11 protein-coding genes are annotated in these 16864 nt (G+C 30.3%); 7 read left to right on the forward strand and 4 right to left on the reverse strand.

Annotated features, from left to right (window positions below; all coding sequences use genetic code 11):
* The 4 genes from WHD08_RS01985 to WHD08_RS02000 all read left to right on the forward strand — a co-directional run bounded on the left by WHD08_RS01985 (position 1) and on the right by WHD08_RS02000 (position 5060).
* On the forward strand, positions 1-861 hold the full coding sequence (locus WHD08_RS01985; protein ID WP_240915416.1) for a hypothetical protein: 861 nt from the start codon (positions 1-3) through the stop codon (positions 859-861).
* Between the two features lie 85 nt (positions 862-946).
* Complete coding sequence (locus WHD08_RS01990; protein WP_208889423.1) at positions 947-2662, forward strand: purine-cytosine permease family protein; 1716 nt, start codon at positions 947-949, stop codon at positions 2660-2662.
* Between the two features lie 7 nt (positions 2663-2669).
* Positions 2670-4169 (forward strand): mannitol dehydrogenase family protein, encoded by a 1500-nt coding sequence (locus WHD08_RS01995; protein WP_208889422.1) that lies wholly within the window; start codon positions 2670-2672, stop codon positions 4167-4169.
* Positions 4170-5060, forward strand: a complete 891-nt coding sequence (locus WHD08_RS02000; protein ID WP_208889421.1) for a carbohydrate kinase family protein — start codon at positions 4170-4172, stop codon at positions 5058-5060. It abuts the gene before it with no gap.
* Between the two features lie 62 nt (positions 5061-5122).
* Here WHD08_RS02000 and WHD08_RS02005 read toward each other — a convergent pair whose 3' ends face one another.
* Positions 5123-6022 carry an EamA family transporter gene (locus WHD08_RS02005; RefSeq protein ID WP_208889420.1) on the reverse strand — a complete coding sequence of 300 codons (900 nt, stop codon included), beginning with the start codon at positions 6020-6022 and terminating at the stop codon, positions 5123-5125.
* Positions 6023-6483: 461 nt separating this feature from the next.
* Between WHD08_RS02005 and WHD08_RS02010 the strand changes: the two genes are divergently transcribed.
* On the forward strand, positions 6484-7950 hold the full coding sequence (locus tag WHD08_RS02010) for a circularly permuted type 2 ATP-grasp protein (RefSeq protein WP_165731143.1): 1467 nt from the start codon (positions 6484-6486) through the stop codon (positions 7948-7950).
* Positions 7951-7956: 6 nt separating this feature from the next.
* Positions 7957-8970: an alpha-E domain-containing protein gene (locus WHD08_RS02015; RefSeq protein WP_208889419.1), complete on the forward strand. Its 1014-nt coding sequence runs from the start codon at positions 7957-7959 to the stop codon at positions 8968-8970.
* A gap of 109 nt (positions 8971-9079) precedes the next feature.
* Here WHD08_RS02015 and WHD08_RS02020 read toward each other — a convergent pair whose 3' ends face one another.
* The 3 genes from WHD08_RS02020 to WHD08_RS02030 are packed head-to-tail and all read right to left on the reverse strand — an operon-like array spanning position 9080 to position 15932.
* Positions 9080-10000, reverse strand: coding sequence for a transglutaminase family protein (locus WHD08_RS02020; RefSeq protein ID WP_208889418.1), 921 nt, complete (start codon positions 9998-10000; stop codon positions 9080-9082).
* Position 10001: 1 nt separating this feature from the next.
* Complete coding sequence (locus WHD08_RS02025; RefSeq protein ID WP_208889417.1) at positions 10002-12572, reverse strand: circularly permuted type 2 ATP-grasp protein; 2571 nt, start codon at positions 12570-12572, stop codon at positions 10002-10004.
* A gap of 27 nt (positions 12573-12599) precedes the next feature.
* Entirely contained in the window at positions 12600-15932 is a 3333-nt protein-coding gene (locus WHD08_RS02030; protein ID WP_208889416.1) for a DUF2126 domain-containing protein, read from the reverse strand.
* A 513-nt stretch (positions 15933-16445) separates the two neighbouring features.
* Between WHD08_RS02030 and mce the strand changes: the two genes are divergently transcribed.
* A complete protein-coding gene (mce, locus tag WHD08_RS02035) occupies positions 16446-16850 on the forward strand; it encodes a methylmalonyl-CoA epimerase (protein ID WP_068448052.1) in 405 nt (134 codons plus the stop codon).
* The last annotated feature ends 14 nt before the right edge of the window (positions 16851-16864 follow it).

Raw genomic sequence — 16864 nt, forward strand, 5'->3', positions numbered from 1 at the left:
ATGAGACAATTATCGAAAGAAATGAAACCAGTAAGTTATTATATTAAAAATGGAAGTTTATCTGTTTTACTTCTAAATATTATTTTATTGATTTCTGCACAAAACACAAATGCTCAGAAAGATATAACTAATGAAGATTATAATGCTTTTAGTGTTGAAGCACATGTTAAGAATATGCATTTATGGCATGGGGGTGTTGTTCATTCTGGTGCAATGATTGCTACGAGTTTAGAATACAATTCAAAAAACAAGAAATTTACGTTTGGTCTTTGGGGAGGCGCAAGTTTTTCTTCGATAGATGTAAATAATACTACAACAGGGGAAACTGAAAGTGCTTTTTATAAAGAAGTCTCAATCTATACCAAATATCGTTTTTCTGATCGTTTTTTTATAGAAGCAGTTTCTCATAACAATTATACAGGTGTAGAAGAAAGAGGAGATGAATTAAAATTTTGGAGTTATGATAAAACCCAAGGCTACAATTTTGTAGATGTTAGTTTTGGATATAATGTTACACCTAATACTTTATTATATTTAGCAACCATAATTAATGGTGGTTCTGGAGATTATGAAGTTCAAGCAGATGGTAGCTTAAAGAATTCTTGGACACATTATTTTGAAGTGAATAGTAAGGTTTGGGAAAAAGGTGATGCTAACTTATCTTTATTTGCAGGTGGTGCTTGGTCTTTTACCACAGATAAAACATTTTATACCGAAAGTGCTGCTAATATTATAAATGTAGGAGCAACACTTAACAAAGATATTAAAATAGGTAACTATAATTTACCAATTGGAGTTACTGCAATGTGGAATCCAGAACAAGAAAAAACAGTACTTCAATTAGATCTAACTTTATTTTAAGGCATATATAATTATTAAATATTTACCACAGCATGTATAACATTATCACTAAAATTAAAAAGAACTAACTTTAAAAAAACATCATATGGAAACTCCCAATCAATATCAGCAGTTCGAAGACTTAGAAATAGAGCAATTACCAATTGCTAAAAATAAACTACATAATTGGACGCATTTTGCAGGTTTGTATGCTGCTGAGCATGTTGCCGCTACAGAATTTGTAATTGGAGCAACGTTTGTTGCCTTAGGTGCAACTACTAAAGATATCATTTTAGGATTATTGATTGGTAATATATTAGCTGTTTTAAGTTGGACGTTAATTACATCTCCTATTGCTGTAGATACTAGATTGAGTTTGTATACATATCTTAATAAAATAGCAGGAGACTCAATGACAAAGCTTTATAATTGGGCAAATGTTGTTATTTTTACAGTCATTTCTGCGGCAATGATAACCGTATCTTCTACAGCTGTTCGTTTTGCTTTTGATATTCCGGCACAACTAGATTGGTATCCAACTAATCTTTGGTTTGTTTTAATAGTTTTACTCGTTGGTATTGTGGTGGTTGCCATTGCTATATATGGTTTTACTGCGGTTTCTAAATTCTCTGCAATTTGTGCGCCTTGGTTATTTGTGATGTTTATTAGTGGTGCATTTATACTTTTACCGGCACTTTCTTTAGATGTTTTAGGTGAAACATTACCAAGTGGATGGACGGAACTTATAAATTTAGGAGATCAATCCATTTGGACGGGACTTAATAGTGATGGAGAACCAGGAATTGGTTTGTTAGAAGTTATCGGTTTTGCTTGGGCAGCAAATTCAATTACTCACTTTGGTCTTATTGATATGGCTTTATTTCGTTTTGCTAAAAAGAAATCTTACGGATTAACAACAAGTACAGGAATGATGTTTGGTCATTTTGTTGCTTGGATCTCTGCAGGAATAATGGGGGCTGGTGCAGCTGTTATTATTGGTAAATCTATCGTAGAATTAGATCCGGGAGATGTAGCTTATTATGCTTTGGGTTGGTCTGGTTTTGTAATTGTTATTGTTGCTGGTTGGACGACTGCTGTTGCTAATCTTTATAGAGCTGGTTTGGCTGCACAAGCTATTTTTACTAAAAATTCAAGAAAAAAGACAACTATAGTTGTTGGTTTAGTAACTATGGTAGTCGCTTGTTTTCCGTTTGTGTTTTCTCAAATGCTTCCGCTATTAACGTATGCAGGTTTATTAGTTGTACCAGTTGGTAGTATTGTTTTTGCTGAGCATCAAATTTTCCCTAAAATAGGGTATACACGTTATTGGTCTCATTATCGTAATTTAACCTTTAGTACTCCTGCCATTGCTTCTTGGGCATTAGGATTGTTGTTTGGTTTTGGTTTAAATATTTTAAATGTAATGTCTTTTTACTATTTATTTATACCAACTTGGATTTTTACAATACTTATTTATACTTTTTTAGCAGGACGTTATGGAGCAAAAGATAAATATCCAGAAGAAGAAGAAAAAGAGAGAGTAAGAAACACGCATATAGATGAATTTCAAGAAATAAAAGCACAAAGAGAAGTTGTACTTATAATAGATACATCATTATTTACAAAGGTATTAAAAGGTATCTCATTACTTTCATTAGCAATAACCGTTGTGTTGGCTTGTATTGTGTTATTTGGTAGCGAAACAGAAAAAGTATATATAGCAAATAGAGAACTATTTTACACCTATGCATTTGTATGTACTGTAGTCTATTTTGTAACATCAATTTGGGCACTTAAAAGAGGTAATTCTTTAAATAAATAATAAAATCATGGAAAATATAATTAAATTAAATCAAAAGAATTTAGCAGAAATTAGTACTAAAATAACTTCTCCTACTTATAATAGAAGCGACATTAAAACAGGTATTGTACATGTTGGTATTGGTGGTTTTCATAGATCACATGAAGCGTTTTATACAGATCTGTTATTAAATGATGATACTCAAAAAGATTGGGGTATTTGTGGTGTTGCTTTGTTAGATTTTGATACTAAAATTTACAACATACTTAAAGAGCAAGACGGTTTATATACGTTGATTATAAAAGAATTAGATGGTTCGTTAACAAAACAAATTATTGGTTCTATGGTAGAAGTTTTGTATGCGCCAGAAAGTCCAATAAAAGTCATTGAAAAAATGGCGAGTGAAGATGTAAAAATCATCAGTTTAACCATTACAGAAGGAGGTTATAATTATAATGAAGCAACAGGAGAATTCAATTTTGAAAATCCTTTAATTCAGCACGATTTAGAAACTCCAAATGCGCCTAAAACTATTTTCGGATATTTAACGCAAGCGTTGAAATTAAGAAAAGAAAATGGTTTAAAAGGTGTTACTATTCAATCTTGTGATAATATACAAGGAAACGGACACATGACAGAAAAAATGTTGTTAAGCTATGTAAAAGTAGCAGCACCAACTTTAGTATCTTGGATTGATGAGAACGTATCGTTTCCGAATGCAATGGTAGATAGAATTACACCTGCAACATCTGCATTAGATATCGAAAAATTAAAAGAAACTTCAGGTATCGATGATGGATGGCCAGTGGTTTGTGAACCTTTTAAACAATGGGTAATTGAAGATGATTTTGCAGCCGGAAGACCTGCTTGGGAAACTGTTGGTGCTCAGTTTGTAAAAGATGTGGTGCCGTATGAAAAAATGAAGTTAAGTTTACTAAATGCAGGTCATTCTGTATTAGGAATTTTAGGAGCTTTATATGGTTATTCTACTATTGATGAAGCTGCTAATGATGCCGATATCAGTTCTTTCTTAAGAATTTATATGGGGAATGAAGTTACACCAACTTTAGGAGATTTAGAAGGTGTGAATTTAAAAAATTATAAATTTTCATTAATCCAAAGATTTGGAAATACCTATATAAAAGATCAAATAGAAAGAATCTGTTCTGAGAGTTCTGCTAAAATTCCAATTTTTATTTTACCTACGGTTTATAATCAGTTAGAAAGTAATAGAACTGTAAATCATGCTGCTTTTATCATTGCTGCTTTTGCAATTTATAGTGTTGGCGTAAATGAAAATGGATCTCAATTAATAATTAAAGATGCTATGGAAGCTGTTTTAACTGAAAAAGCAATTTTATCAAGAAATAATCCAGCGGCGTTTTTAGAAATAGAATCTATTTTTGGGCAGCTTAAAAATTCTAATACCTTTTTAAATGCTTATATAGAAGCGTATCAGAGTATTGTTAAAAACGGTATAGAGAAGTCTGTGAAAGATATTAATAGTACTATTTTAAATGAAATTTAGATGGCAAATATTACATGTTTTGGCGAAGTGCTTTGGGATGTGTTTCCAACTCATAAAAAAATAGGAGGAGCTCCTTTAAACGTTGCAGTAAGATTACAGTCTTTAGAAAATAATGTATATATAATCACTAAGGTTGGTGAAGATGATAATGGTCAAAAAATTAAGACTTTTATTAAGGAGAATAACGTTAACAAAGTAGCGTTACAAATAGATGAAGAACTAAAAACAGGAAAAGTAAAAGTTTTATTAGATAACAATGGTTGTGCTTCTTATGATATTATGTTTCCAAGAGCTTGGGATCAAATAGAGTTAACAGAAAGTGCAAAGAAAATAGTAAAAGTTTCAGATGCTTTTGTGTATGGTAGTTTAGTGGCTAGAAATGAAGTGTCAAGAAATACATTATATGAACTTTTAAAAATAGCAAAATATAAAATTTTTGATGTAAATCTTAGAGCACCTTATTATAACATAGAAGGTTTAAGTTATTTAATGAATGAGGCTAGTTTTATAAAATTTAATGATGATGAAATTATTGAAATTTCAAAGGGATTAAATTTTAAGTCAACTTCATTAGAAGAGAACATTCAATTTATAGCAGAAACTACGAATACAAAATCTATTTGTGTTACAAAAGGAGGTTCAGGAGCCATACTTTATTATAATGATGTATTCTATTATAATGAAGGTTATAAAGTAAAAGTTGTAGACACTGTTGGAGCAGGAGATTCTTTTTTAGCTTCTTTAATTAATAAGCTATTAAAAGATGTTGCGCCACAAGAAGCATTAGATTTTGCTTGTGCTGTAGGTGCAATAGTTGCAAGTAGTGAAGGTGCAAATCCTGAAATTAAAGAAAGCGATATTCTAGATTTTATGGAAAAAAAGACTGTGTAAAATTTAATTACACATTATTATATATTGAAAAGTTTCGTAATTTATTACGAAACTTTTTTTGTTTAAGAATATAAGATTAAAAATACTCCAAGTAAAATTCCGAATAAAGGAACCAGTTTTTTACGCTTATTTTTTTCCTTAAATAGCAATCCGCCAACTACAACGGCAATTATAATCTGACTTCTTTTTATAGCCGATAATAACATAATTAAAGCATCAGTATCTTGTAGTGCTTTAAAATAAAAATAGTCTGCCGTTTGTAATAAGACTCCAACAGCAGGTATAGACCATCTAAATTTAAAAGCTTTTCTTTTATCAGCATAAGGAAACCATGTAATTGATAAAATAATTAACAATATTAGAATGGTATAAAAGCAAAACCAAAATTGTAATGTTTGTGGATTTAAGATTAAAGTCTGAATTAAAAATTTATCATACAAACCACTAGAAGCACCTAAAAAGGTAGCCGCAATAATGGCAAAAATCCATTTATTTTTTTTAAAGTTGATACCCTCTTTTTTTCCTATTTTAGAATATAACAAGACAGATAATATAATAAGAAAGAAACCAATCCATTGTAAGGCGTTTGGTTTTTCTTGATAAATAAAAATTGCACCAATAAATGTAAAAAAAGGTCCTGCAGATCTTATTGGTGTAACAATAGTAATAGGTAAATGTTTTAATGCTTGGTAAGCTAAAACCCAAGAGGCAGCCATTATCATCGATTTTATAAAGATAAAGCCATGTGTACTCCAAGGAATACTTGTAATGTAGAAACCTATTTTTTGCATATACTCCGGATTCCAAATAGAACCTAAATAGAAGGGAAGTATCAATAAAAAACCTGAAGAAATTGTTCCCAACAAAACAGGAAATACTTCATTGCCTTGTACGGCGTGTTTTTTACATAAATTGTGTAATCCTAAAAATAAAGCAGCTAAAAGTCCTAAGTACATCCACATAATGCGCGCGAAGATAATAGAATGAAAAAAATAGGCGACTTTTAATAGTTACTATTTTTTTTAAAAGACAGATTGTTCGTTTAGTCTACTGATAAATAGGTTTTTATATGTTTTTAGAATACTAGTGTTTTAAATATATTCTTTTAATAATTTCTTTTATTACGGTTTTAGGATAAATATTGCTATCTTTTGTAGGTATTTCAAGAATGCTTTTTATAAAAGTAAATACCCTTTTTACTATTGTCCATACTCGTTATTTATCAATGATTACAGGAATTTAATAGAAATTGGATAAAAAACTTGTTTTTGAAATTATTTAATTGAAAATATGATAATGATTTTTTACGATTACTGTAAAAAATCAAATAAAATAAAATTATTGTTACAATAATCCTATCATAATTTAAAAATGTTTACTTTTTTCATAAAAGTAATTTATATTTACTAAAAAATTATAAGATTTGAAAGAAACTAAAACACTACCGCTATTTTCTACTTACGAACTAGATTCTAGATTTTATGATGAACTACTTAAGGATAATAATGAAGTTAGGGAGGTGTATAAAACCTTATATAATTTATTTGGTTCTTACTCAGTGTCTGAATTTGATCGTTTAAATAAACAAGCAAAAGATTCTTTTTTTAATCTAGGAATTACGTTTCAAGTTTATGGTGATAAGGAGGTAAAAGAAAAAATTTTCCCTTTTGATTTATTTCCAAGAATTATTAATAATAAAGAATGGACTACAATAGAGAAAGGTGTTTTACAAAGAAGTAAAGCTTTAAACCTTTTTCTTTGGGATGTTTATCATGATCAAAAAATTATAAAACAAGGCATTGTACCGGAAGATTTAATTAAATCTTCTGCCAATTTTTTACCAGAAATGATAGGATTAGATCCTCCTGGAGGCATTTATAATCATATTTCGGGTACAGATTTAATAAAACATTCTGATGGTAAGTATTATGTATTAGAAGATAATATTAGATGTCCTTCTGGTGTTAGTTATGTTATTGGGAATAGAAATGCTGTAAAACATGCATTGTTTGGTGTTTTTAATCAATATAACGCACATACGGTTGTAGATTATGGTTCTAAATTATTAGATACTATGGAATCTGTAAAACCAAATGGGGTAGATGCTCCTGTTTGTGTTATTATTACACCTGGTGTATATAATTCTGCTTATTACGAACATTCATTTCTTGCAAAACAAATGGGAGTTGTTTTAGTAGAAGGAAGAGATTTATTTGTAGAAAATGGTTTTGTGTATATGAGAACTATTTATGGACCAGAAAAAGTAGATGTTATATACAGAAGAGTAGATGATTTATTTATAGATCCTTTAGTCTTTAAAAAAGATTCTATGTTAGGGGTTCCTGGTTTATTTTCTGTGTATCAAAAAGGAAATGTTACTTTGGTAAATGCTCCTGGTACAGGTGTGGCAGATGACAAAGCTGTGTATACTTATATGCCAGAAATTATTAAATATTATTTAGATGAAGAACCTATTCTAAATAACGTACATACCTATCATTGTAGTAGAAAAGATGAGTTAAAATATGTTATAGAAAACATAGATAAACTAGTTGTAAAGCCTGTAGATGAGTCTGGAGGATATGGTATATCTATTGGAAGTAAACTAACAAAAGAAGAAATAGAAACTGTTAAGAAAACAATTTTAGCAGCACCTAGAAAATACATTGCTCAACCTATAATGTCATTATCTACTCACCCAACGTATATAGATGAAAATGAGTCTTTCGAATCTAGACATGTAGATTTAAGAACGTTTACTCTATTAGGAAAAGATACCGATTTTGTATTAAAAGGAGGTTTGTCTAGAGTTGCACTTAAAAAAGGAAATTTAATAGTAAATTCATCTCAAGGTGGAGGGTCAAAAGACACTTGGGTTTTAAAAAAATAAAAAAATATGTTAGCAAGAGTAGCCAATAACCTTTTTTGGATGGGAAGATATATTGAACGTTCAGAGCACTTAGCAAGGTTTTTAAACGTAAATTATTTTTCATCTTTAGACGCACCAGATGAGTTATCACAATCTAGACAATTTGTATTAAGATCTGTAATGTACATGTCTGCCAATGAAATTATAGATGCAGATATTACATTAGAAGAAGAAGCTGTTTTATTTAATGTTGGTCTAAATTTAGAGCAACCGTATTCAATTGTAAATACCTTTATTAATGCGCATGAAAATGCAAGAAGCTCTAGAGATTTAATTTCGACAGAATTATTTGAATGTATCAATAGAATTAATCATAGTTTTAAAGGGTATCCAATTGAAAAATTTGTAAAAAGCGGTTTGTATGAGTTTACTTCTATGGTAACGCAATCTGCTTCAGAAGTAAGAAGTAAAATTAAAGGTACGCTTTTGCATGATGAAGTATACGCCATTATTATGTTAGGTGTATATTTAGAAAGAGCAATACAAGTATCCAGAATTATTAATTCTAAATTAAGTGATGTTGCGGCAGCCAAAGAAATTTATGGAGATGTAATAGATGGTAGTTACCAATGGTCAACGCTTTTAAAATGTGTGTCTACACATGATATGATGCGTAGTTTTTATAAAAAAACACCTTCTAGAAAAACCACTTTAGAGTTTATTATTTTAAACGGAAAATGTCCAAGATCTATAAAAAGTTGTTTGTATCAAATATATAAGTATATCTGTATTATTTCTAAAAACAGACAAATTACAGATGATTCTGCAGCTTTTTTAATTGGTAAAATGAAAGCTGATTTTGAGTATAAACTCATAACAGATATTGAAGATAATATAGAAGAATTTATTGCTGATTTAATAGAGCATTTAGTTTTAATTGCTGATAAATTAGAAGATAATTATTTTAATATTTCAGACGCTATAGTAAAACCAGATGTTAAAGTTGCTACTGAAATTAAAAAACAAACTCAAAAGCAATAATATTTAGCGTAAAAATAATTGCCTTATTTAAACGATTATTTTAAAAAACAATAAACCTCAAAGTTTTTAAATGCTTTGAGGTTTTTTTTAGTTTTATTTTTTTAAAAGTTTAAGACTGACTCTGGCTTTGACTTTGATAATTTTTGGCAGGCCTTAAATCTACAGCTACATCCATTTTACTTTTACCTGTACTGTAAATGACTCCTTTTAATGGAGGTACATCATAATAATCTCTACCGTGAGCAACAACTATATGTTGGTTTTTTGGTATTTGATTGTTAGTTGGGTCAAAATCTATCCAACCTAAAGTTGGGATAAATACAGAAAACCATGCATGAGAAGCATCTGTACCAATCAGTTTTTCTTTTCCTTCTGGTGGTAGTGTTTCTATATATCCACTTACATATCTGGCAGGTAATCCCATAGACCTAACACAAGCAATAGCTATTTGAGCAAAATCTTGACAAACCCCTTTTTTCTCTTTCATTACTACTTTTAAAGGTGTTGCAATGTTTGTAAATCCAGAAACGAAGTCGAAATCTGTAAAAATACGTTGCATTAATTCGTAAGAAGCTTCATACAAAGATCTTTCAGGCTTAAAAGAAACCAAAGCATATTCTTTAATAACGGTACTCATGTCAGAAATTAAAGGAGAACCTAAAACAAATTGTCTAGCTTCAATAATGTCTAGCTGGGTTCCTTTTAATAATTTAAGAGCTTCTTCTATGGTAACTTTTTTTCCTTCAGTTAAATTTTGTCCTTCTATTTGTATATCATAATCTCTAGAAACTTTACTACGTGCAATAACAACTAGTTCTTCATGACTTTGCTGAATAGAAAAACGAGTAACTGTATTTCCAAAAAAATCGAGTCTTTCTGAAATATCAGTAGGTTCTGGACTAATTTCTAAAGCGTATTCTAATACAGTCTGTCCTTTAAAACTTTTAGGTTTTAACGTGGTTATATTATGACAAAAGGAAGCACCGTTTTCATAACTATATTTTGTTTTGTGCCAAAGATCAAAAATCATATTAATTAGAAATTTTTCTATCTACCAACTGTTTTTGTTGCTGAGAGTGGTTAAAGTAAGTGTCTGAAACAGATAAAGATGTTAAGTGTAATAAATCACTTAAATCAGACAGTAAATTGTCTAACTTTTTACGCATATTAGATGCTTCATCAATTTCTAGAATTTCTTCTAGCGATAAACTTTCAATTTTTTGAATTACCGTATTGATGTTTTTTTGACAAATAGTCATTTCTACAGATGTATTTGTATTCGGTAACTTATCAATATCTTTCTTAATCCTTTTTACTTGATACATTAAAGATCTAGAATATTCTTTATCTAAAAGTAATAACTTTAAGACGTTTTCTATACTTAGATAAGACTTGTAACTGTATCTATAAATGTTTAAACTTTCGTGACTATTTAAAAGTGATTCTAAAACTTCATACTCTAATTCCTCATTATAATTTACAATAATTAAAGACCTAAATTTCTCTATAGTCATAGATGCTTGTTCTATCTGCAAACCAATAAAGTAGAGTAGAAGTCCTTGTCTTACTAATATACTTTCTTCTGACAAAGCCATAAAAGCAATCAATCTTGTAATTATTTTATCAAAGAACTTAGATAACGTAGAAATAGTGTAAACCTTTTCTTCTTTAAGTTTTGTAAGTTGTTTTTGAATTCCATCAAAAACACGCCACATATCTTTAGACCATAGATTTCTAAGGGAATAATAAGAATTGTTAAAACTCTGCATAGATTGAGCAAAACCTCCAATTCTCTGGTTATCTAAAGTAAGCGACTTTAATTCTTTAAGAGGATTCTTTAATGCTTCCTCTTCATTTTCTCCTGTAAAACCAGGAAACGTAGATGTAATGTTTGTAATAGATTGAAATAATATTTTTAAACTTTCAGATTCAGATTTTCTTTCATCATTATATTGTACATGCGTCATTTGGTTTAAAACCATACGTAAATACCTTGCTGTAAATAAAGTTCTACCCAAATATCTACCAGACCAATATAGGTTTTCGGCAGTATTACTAGGTACGTCATTAATACTTTCTGCCTGATTGGAAACGCTCTTATTCCAAGAATAGTTTTGTAAGTAATTTTGTTTTTTATCACTAACAATCCAAAAATCTTTACTAGTTCCTCCTCGTTGATTAGATACAAAAAGTTCTTCACGCTCTGTGGCAACTCTAACTAAACCACCAGGCATAACGCTATAACTATCTTGTTTTGCTATAGAAAAAGTTCTACACACAATTTTGCGAGGTTCTAATTTATCATCAATAAAATTAGGAGCTGTAGAAAAAGATATTTTTTCTTGTGCTACAAATCTATTTGGGTTTTCTAAAATTTCTTCTTTTAGTTCCTTTAATTCTTCTTTGCTTAAAAACTCACAAAAATAGATATGTTCTCTATGTGATCTGTCTATTCTTTTTACTACATAAGAAGGTAAATCTTCTAAAACATGTTTTCTTTCTTTTTCTTGTCCGCACCACCAAGAAGCAATTTGAGGTAGAATTAACTTTTCTTTCAAGAAAAATTTGCAAATATTCTCCATAAACGGAATTAAAGCAGGGTTTTCTAAAACACCACTTCCAATAGGGTTTACGATGGCAACGTTTTGTAAACGAACCACTTCTAATAAACCAGCAACTCCTAAGTAAGAATCTTCTCTTAATTCTAGAGGATCCATAAAGCTATCGTCTACACGTCTTAAAATAACATCAACTTGTTTTAATCCTTTTAAAGATTTTAACCAAACTTTTCCGTGTCTTACCACTAAATCATTTCCTTTTACCAAAGGATGACCTAAAAATGAAGACAAATAAGAATGTTCGAAATAGGTTTCATTATGTGGACCAGGTGTTAAAATAACCACCATTGGGTTCTCTGAATTAGACGGAGCTACACTTAATAATAATTTGTTAAAATCATTAAAAAAAGTAGAAGGTTGCCTAACGTTTACATGCTTATATATTTCAGGAATAATTTTAGTTGTAGAAAATCTATTTTCTAAAGCATATCCCATCCCAGAAGGGGCTTGTGTTCTGTCATTTACAACCCACATTCGACCGTCTGGACCTCTCGCTAAATCTACTGCGTGTACCAGTAATTGTTTTGCTGTTTTATATTCAATTTGATCACAAGAACGTAAAAAACCACGATGTGCGTAAATTACTTCGGGCGGAATAATTCCGTTTTTAAGCAATTCACGTTTTCCGTATAAATCTTTTAAAATAAGGTTTAATATTTCAGATCTTTGTTGAATTCCTTTTTCAATTTCGCTCCATTCTTTCTGATGGATTATAAACGGAACTACGTTTAAATTCCAAGGTCTATTTAACCCTTTAGGATCGTTATATACATTATAGGTAACACCATTTTCTGCCAATAACCAATCTATATCAACTTGTTTAGAAGCTAATTTTTTAGGTCCAATTTTTTGTAAATTGTCTAATAAAACTTTCCAATCTGATGTGTCTTCCATTTTAGAGATTAATAGTTCATCATATTTACTTTTATTTAAAAAATAATCGTGTAAGATTGTTTTTTCAATTTGATTTTCTTCTATCGTCATATTTCATGCTACCTATAATAAATTCCCCTACTTTTTTCTTAAATCTAGGGTATAAGGAAATTCAAAATTAACAGGTAATTCTTTAAACTTAAATCGCTTAGAACTACTGTTGGTTTCTACACTTCTACTAGTGCTTTCTGTATTTGGGTTGATACTTTCCACAGGATCAATTTCACCTTGTGTATGTCCAAATTCCCAGAAACGATTAATTCGTCTCGATTCTGCTTCATAACTATTTACTGGATATTCATCATAAGATCTTCCTCCTGGATGCGCTACAAAATAAGTACAACCTCCAATAGAGCGTTTATTCCAAGTATCTACAATATCAAAAACAAGTGGAGTATCTACAGGGATTGTTGGGTGTAAAGCAGAAAACGGATCCCAAGCTTTATAACGAACACCTGCTACATACTCTCCATGAACGCCTGTTTTGTTTAATTGTACTTTAACGCCGTTACAACTTAACACAAAACGGTCTTCGTTAAAATTAGAAACTTTTACTTGTAATCTTTCTAATGAAGAATCTACATATCTAGCAGTTCCACCGCCAGTGATTTCTTCACCCAAAACATTCCAAGGTTCTATACCAGCTCTTAATTCTAAATGAATATTATTAATGTCTACCATCCCATGTAATGGGAATCTAAATTCGAAAAATGGATCGAACCAATCTTCTTTAAATTCGTATCCTGCTTTATTTAATTGGTCTACAATATCTTTAATGTCTTCTCTTACGTAATGTTCTATTAAGAATTTATCGTGTAATTCTGTTCCCCAACGAACTAAATTATGTTCGTAAGGTTTTTTCCAGAACCATGCAACCAAAGTTCTAACCAATAACATTTGTACCAAACTCATTTTAGGATGTGGAGGCATATCAAATCCACGTAATTCTAAAATCCCTAATCTTCCTGTAGAAGAATCAGGAGAGTATAATTTATCAATACAAAATTCTGCTCTGTGCGTGTTTCCTGTTAAATCAGTTAATAAATGTCTAAACAATCTATCTGTTAACCAAAAAGGAACTTCGCCATCTTTCGGAATTTGATTAAACGCAATTTCTAACTCGTATAAATTGTCTAAACGAGCTTCATCAACTCTTGGTGCCTGACTCGTTGGACCAACAAATGAGCCCGAAAATAAATAAGTTAATCCTGGGTGATGTTGCCAAAAAGTTAATAAACTACGCAATAAACTTGGTTTACGTAATAAAGGACTATCTGCTGGAGTGGTACCTCCTAAAGTAACATGGTTTCCTCCACCAGTTCCGGTGTGTTTACCATCTAACATAAACTTTTCTGTACCTAATCTTGCTTTTTTAGCTTCATCATAGAAAGTAAATGTGTTTTTACACAAGTCCTCCCAATTGGTAACTGGGTGAACGTTTACTTCAATAACCGCAGGATCTGGTGTTATTTTTAGAGACTCTAATCTGTTATCATGTGGTGGTTCATACCCCTCCATAATAACAGGTACATTTAATTCTCTTGCCGTAAGCTCTATAGAGGCTATTAAATCTAAAAACATTTCTGCCGTTTCTAAAGGCGGTAGAAATAAATATAATTTTTGATCTCTTATTTCTGCACAAAGTGCGGTACGTACAAAATAGTCTGGTTGGTTTGGCTCTAAACCATAATCTAAAAATTCTTGATGTCTTTTCTTAACAATATTTTTAAAACTCGGTAAACGCTTCTTTTTAGAAAATAAGTCTGGTTCATGAATTGGGAAAATCTCGTGTTCTGGTTTTTCCATTAAAGAATCTAATGGTAATCTTAATCCCATAGGAGAATTCCCTGGAGTTAAAAAGATGTGTTGTCTTCTAAAAGTCCAAGCACTACTAAACCATTTGTCTTCTGTTTTATTTAAAGGAAGTAAATAACCAACAGGTGTAGATGCGCCTTTTTCATAAATTTCATGTAATTTTTTGCGTGCTAAAGAGCCGTCTTTATCTTTTGCAGGATCTATATCTATCGGTAAATTACCTTGCTCCCATAAATGATAAAAAGGATCTTCGAAACTTGGTAAAATATGTTCTCCAGAAACGCGCAAGTATTTAGTAAGCGTTTCTAAAAATAATTTATCAGAATTTTCTGGAACAATAGGATTATCAGCATAGCTGGATAAATACTTTTTGTTGAACCAAATTGGTCTACCATCTTTACGCCAACAAATTTCTATTTGCCATCTTGGTAAAGGTTCTCCAGGATACCATTTACCTTGGGCATGATGCAAAACAGCTCCATTACCAAATTTGTCATACAAACCTTTGGTTAAGTCGCCTGCTAATTTTCTTTTATTAGGTCCATCTGCAGTTGTGTTCCATTCTGGAGATTCTAAATCATCTATAGATATAAAAGTAGGTTCGCCTCCCATTGTTAAACGAACATCTCCTTTTTCTAGTTGTTTTTCTACTTTATTTCCAAGTTTGTATACTTCTTTCCATTGTTCGTCTGTATACGGTTTTGTAACTCTTGGAGATTCTAAAATTCTTGTTACTTTATTTTCAAAAAAGAATTCTGTTTCACATTTATCAGACATTCCAGAAACTGGTGCAGCACTTTCAAAAGAAGGTGTACATGCTAAAGGAATATGACCTTCACTTGCTAAAAGACCAGAAGTGGCATCAAAACCAATCCAACCAGCACCTGGTAAATATACTTCTGCCCAAGCGTGTAAGTCTGTAAAATCTTCTTCTGGACCAGAAGGACCGTCTAAAGATTTTTCATCTGATTTTAATTGCACTAAATACCCAGAAACAAAACGAGCTCCAAAACCTAAGTGACGTAAAGTTTGTACAAATAACCATGCATAATCTCTACAAGAACCATTTTTTTGATTCAAAGTTTCTTCACAAGTTTGAACACCAGGGTCCATTCTTATATTATAATTTAAAAACTCATAAATTTTTTGATTGATATCAATTAAAAAATAAATGGTTTTTCTTGGCGTATAATCTAATGTTTTTATAAACTCTTCTAATAATTTTCCTTTATCAGTAATTTCTAAATAAGGTTGTAGTTCTTTCTTTACAGTTTCTGTATACACAAAAGGATATTCTTCTGCATACTCTTCAATAAAGAAATCAAAAGGGTTTATGGTTTTTAAATCGGCAATAATTTCAACATCAATAGACATCTCATCTGTTTTCTCAGGAAAAACCAAACGTGCCACATAATTTCCAAAAGGATCTTGTTGCCAATTAAAGAATTGTTCTTCTGGCGTAATTTTAATAGAATAAGATTCTATAGGTGTTCTGGAGTGTGGTGCTGGTCTTAGCCTAAAAATATGAGGAGATAATGATACTTTTCTATCATATTTATAAGTCGTTTTGTGTGATATTACGATTTTTAATGCCATGTATACATATATGTTTTGAGTGCAAATTACTTAGTTAATCTTACTTAACCTTTCAAAATAAAGCGAAAAAAAACGCCGGCAAATTTAAGTATTTATTATTCTAAATAACTTAAAATCCATAATAAAAAAGAGATTCAAAAAGCATTACAGCTTCATAATAAATCTATTTTTAATATCGTTTTGGAATACTTTTATTTTTTATAAATTTAGTAATAAAACTACAGAATACCTTCATTAATACATATATATTAATACTATTTATTAGTGTTGTAATAATTTTTTTACAATAAAAATGTTAAAATGATAATTTGATAAATTTAAGAGCAATAACTACTTACTCACTTAAAAGTTGTAAGCTTTATAATTTTTAAACAAAGCAATGAATTAAAACATTATTTTTTTTGATTCCTCAAAATAATTTAAGATAAGTTGTAATAATCTGTGAATATGATAACTATCATATAATAAAAACAAGATGTATGCTAAATTTGATGAAATTTAAACATAAAAATTATGAATATTTCACATATAGAGCATTTAGGTATTGCTGTTGAAAATTTAGAAGTTTCAATAAAATATTACGAAGAAGTTTTAGGTTTAAAATGTTATTCTATAGAAGAGGTTGTCGATCAGAAAGTGAAGACAGCCTTTTTTTTGGTAGGTAATACAAAAATAGAATTATTAGAGAGTACTTCTCCGGATGGTCCAATAGGTAAATTTATAGAGAAAAAGGGACAAGGTATTCATCATATAGCCTTTGCAGTACCAAATGCAACAGAAGCTTTAAAAACTGCAGAAGAACGCGGAGTGAGACTTGTAGATAAGGTTTCTAGAAAAGGTGCAGAAGGGTTAAATATTGGCTTTCTCCATCCTAAATCTACCTTAGGAGTGCTTACAGAACTTTGTTCTAAAGAATAATTTTAAAGAAAATA

The organism is Polaribacter sejongensis, from assembly GCF_038024065.1.
Lineage (GTDB): Bacteria > Bacteroidota > Bacteroidia > Flavobacteriales > Flavobacteriaceae > Polaribacter > Polaribacter sejongensis.

Coding starts and splice junctions, on each gene's coding strand:
- WHD08_RS01985 (WP_240915416.1), top strand. CDS start 1: ATGAGACAATTATCGAAAGAAATGAAACCAGTAAGTTATTATATTAAA.
- WHD08_RS01990 (WP_208889423.1), top strand. CDS start 947: ATGGAAACTCCCAATCAATATCAGCAGTTCGAAGACTTAGAAATAGAG.
- WHD08_RS01995 (WP_208889422.1), top strand. CDS start 2,670: ATGGAAAATATAATTAAATTAAATCAAAAGAATTTAGCAGAAATTAGT.
- WHD08_RS02000 (WP_208889421.1), top strand. CDS start 4,170: ATGGCAAATATTACATGTTTTGGCGAAGTGCTTTGGGATGTGTTTCCA.
- WHD08_RS02005 (WP_208889420.1), bottom strand. CDS start 6,022: ATGTGGATGTACTTAGGACTTTTAGCTGCTTTATTTTTAGGATTACAC.
- WHD08_RS02015 (WP_208889419.1), top strand. CDS start 7,957: ATGTTAGCAAGAGTAGCCAATAACCTTTTTTGGATGGGAAGATATATT.
- WHD08_RS02020 (WP_208889418.1), bottom strand. CDS start 10,000: ATGATTTTTGATCTTTGGCACAAAACAAAATATAGTTATGAAAACGGT.
- WHD08_RS02025 (WP_208889417.1), bottom strand. CDS start 12,572: ATGACGATAGAAGAAAATCAAATTGAAAAAACAATCTTACACGATTAT.
- WHD08_RS02030 (WP_208889416.1), bottom strand. CDS start 15,932: ATGGCATTAAAAATCGTAATATCACACAAAACGACTTATAAATATGAT.
- mce (WP_068448052.1), top strand. CDS start 16,446: ATGAATATTTCACATATAGAGCATTTAGGTATTGCTGTTGAAAATTTA.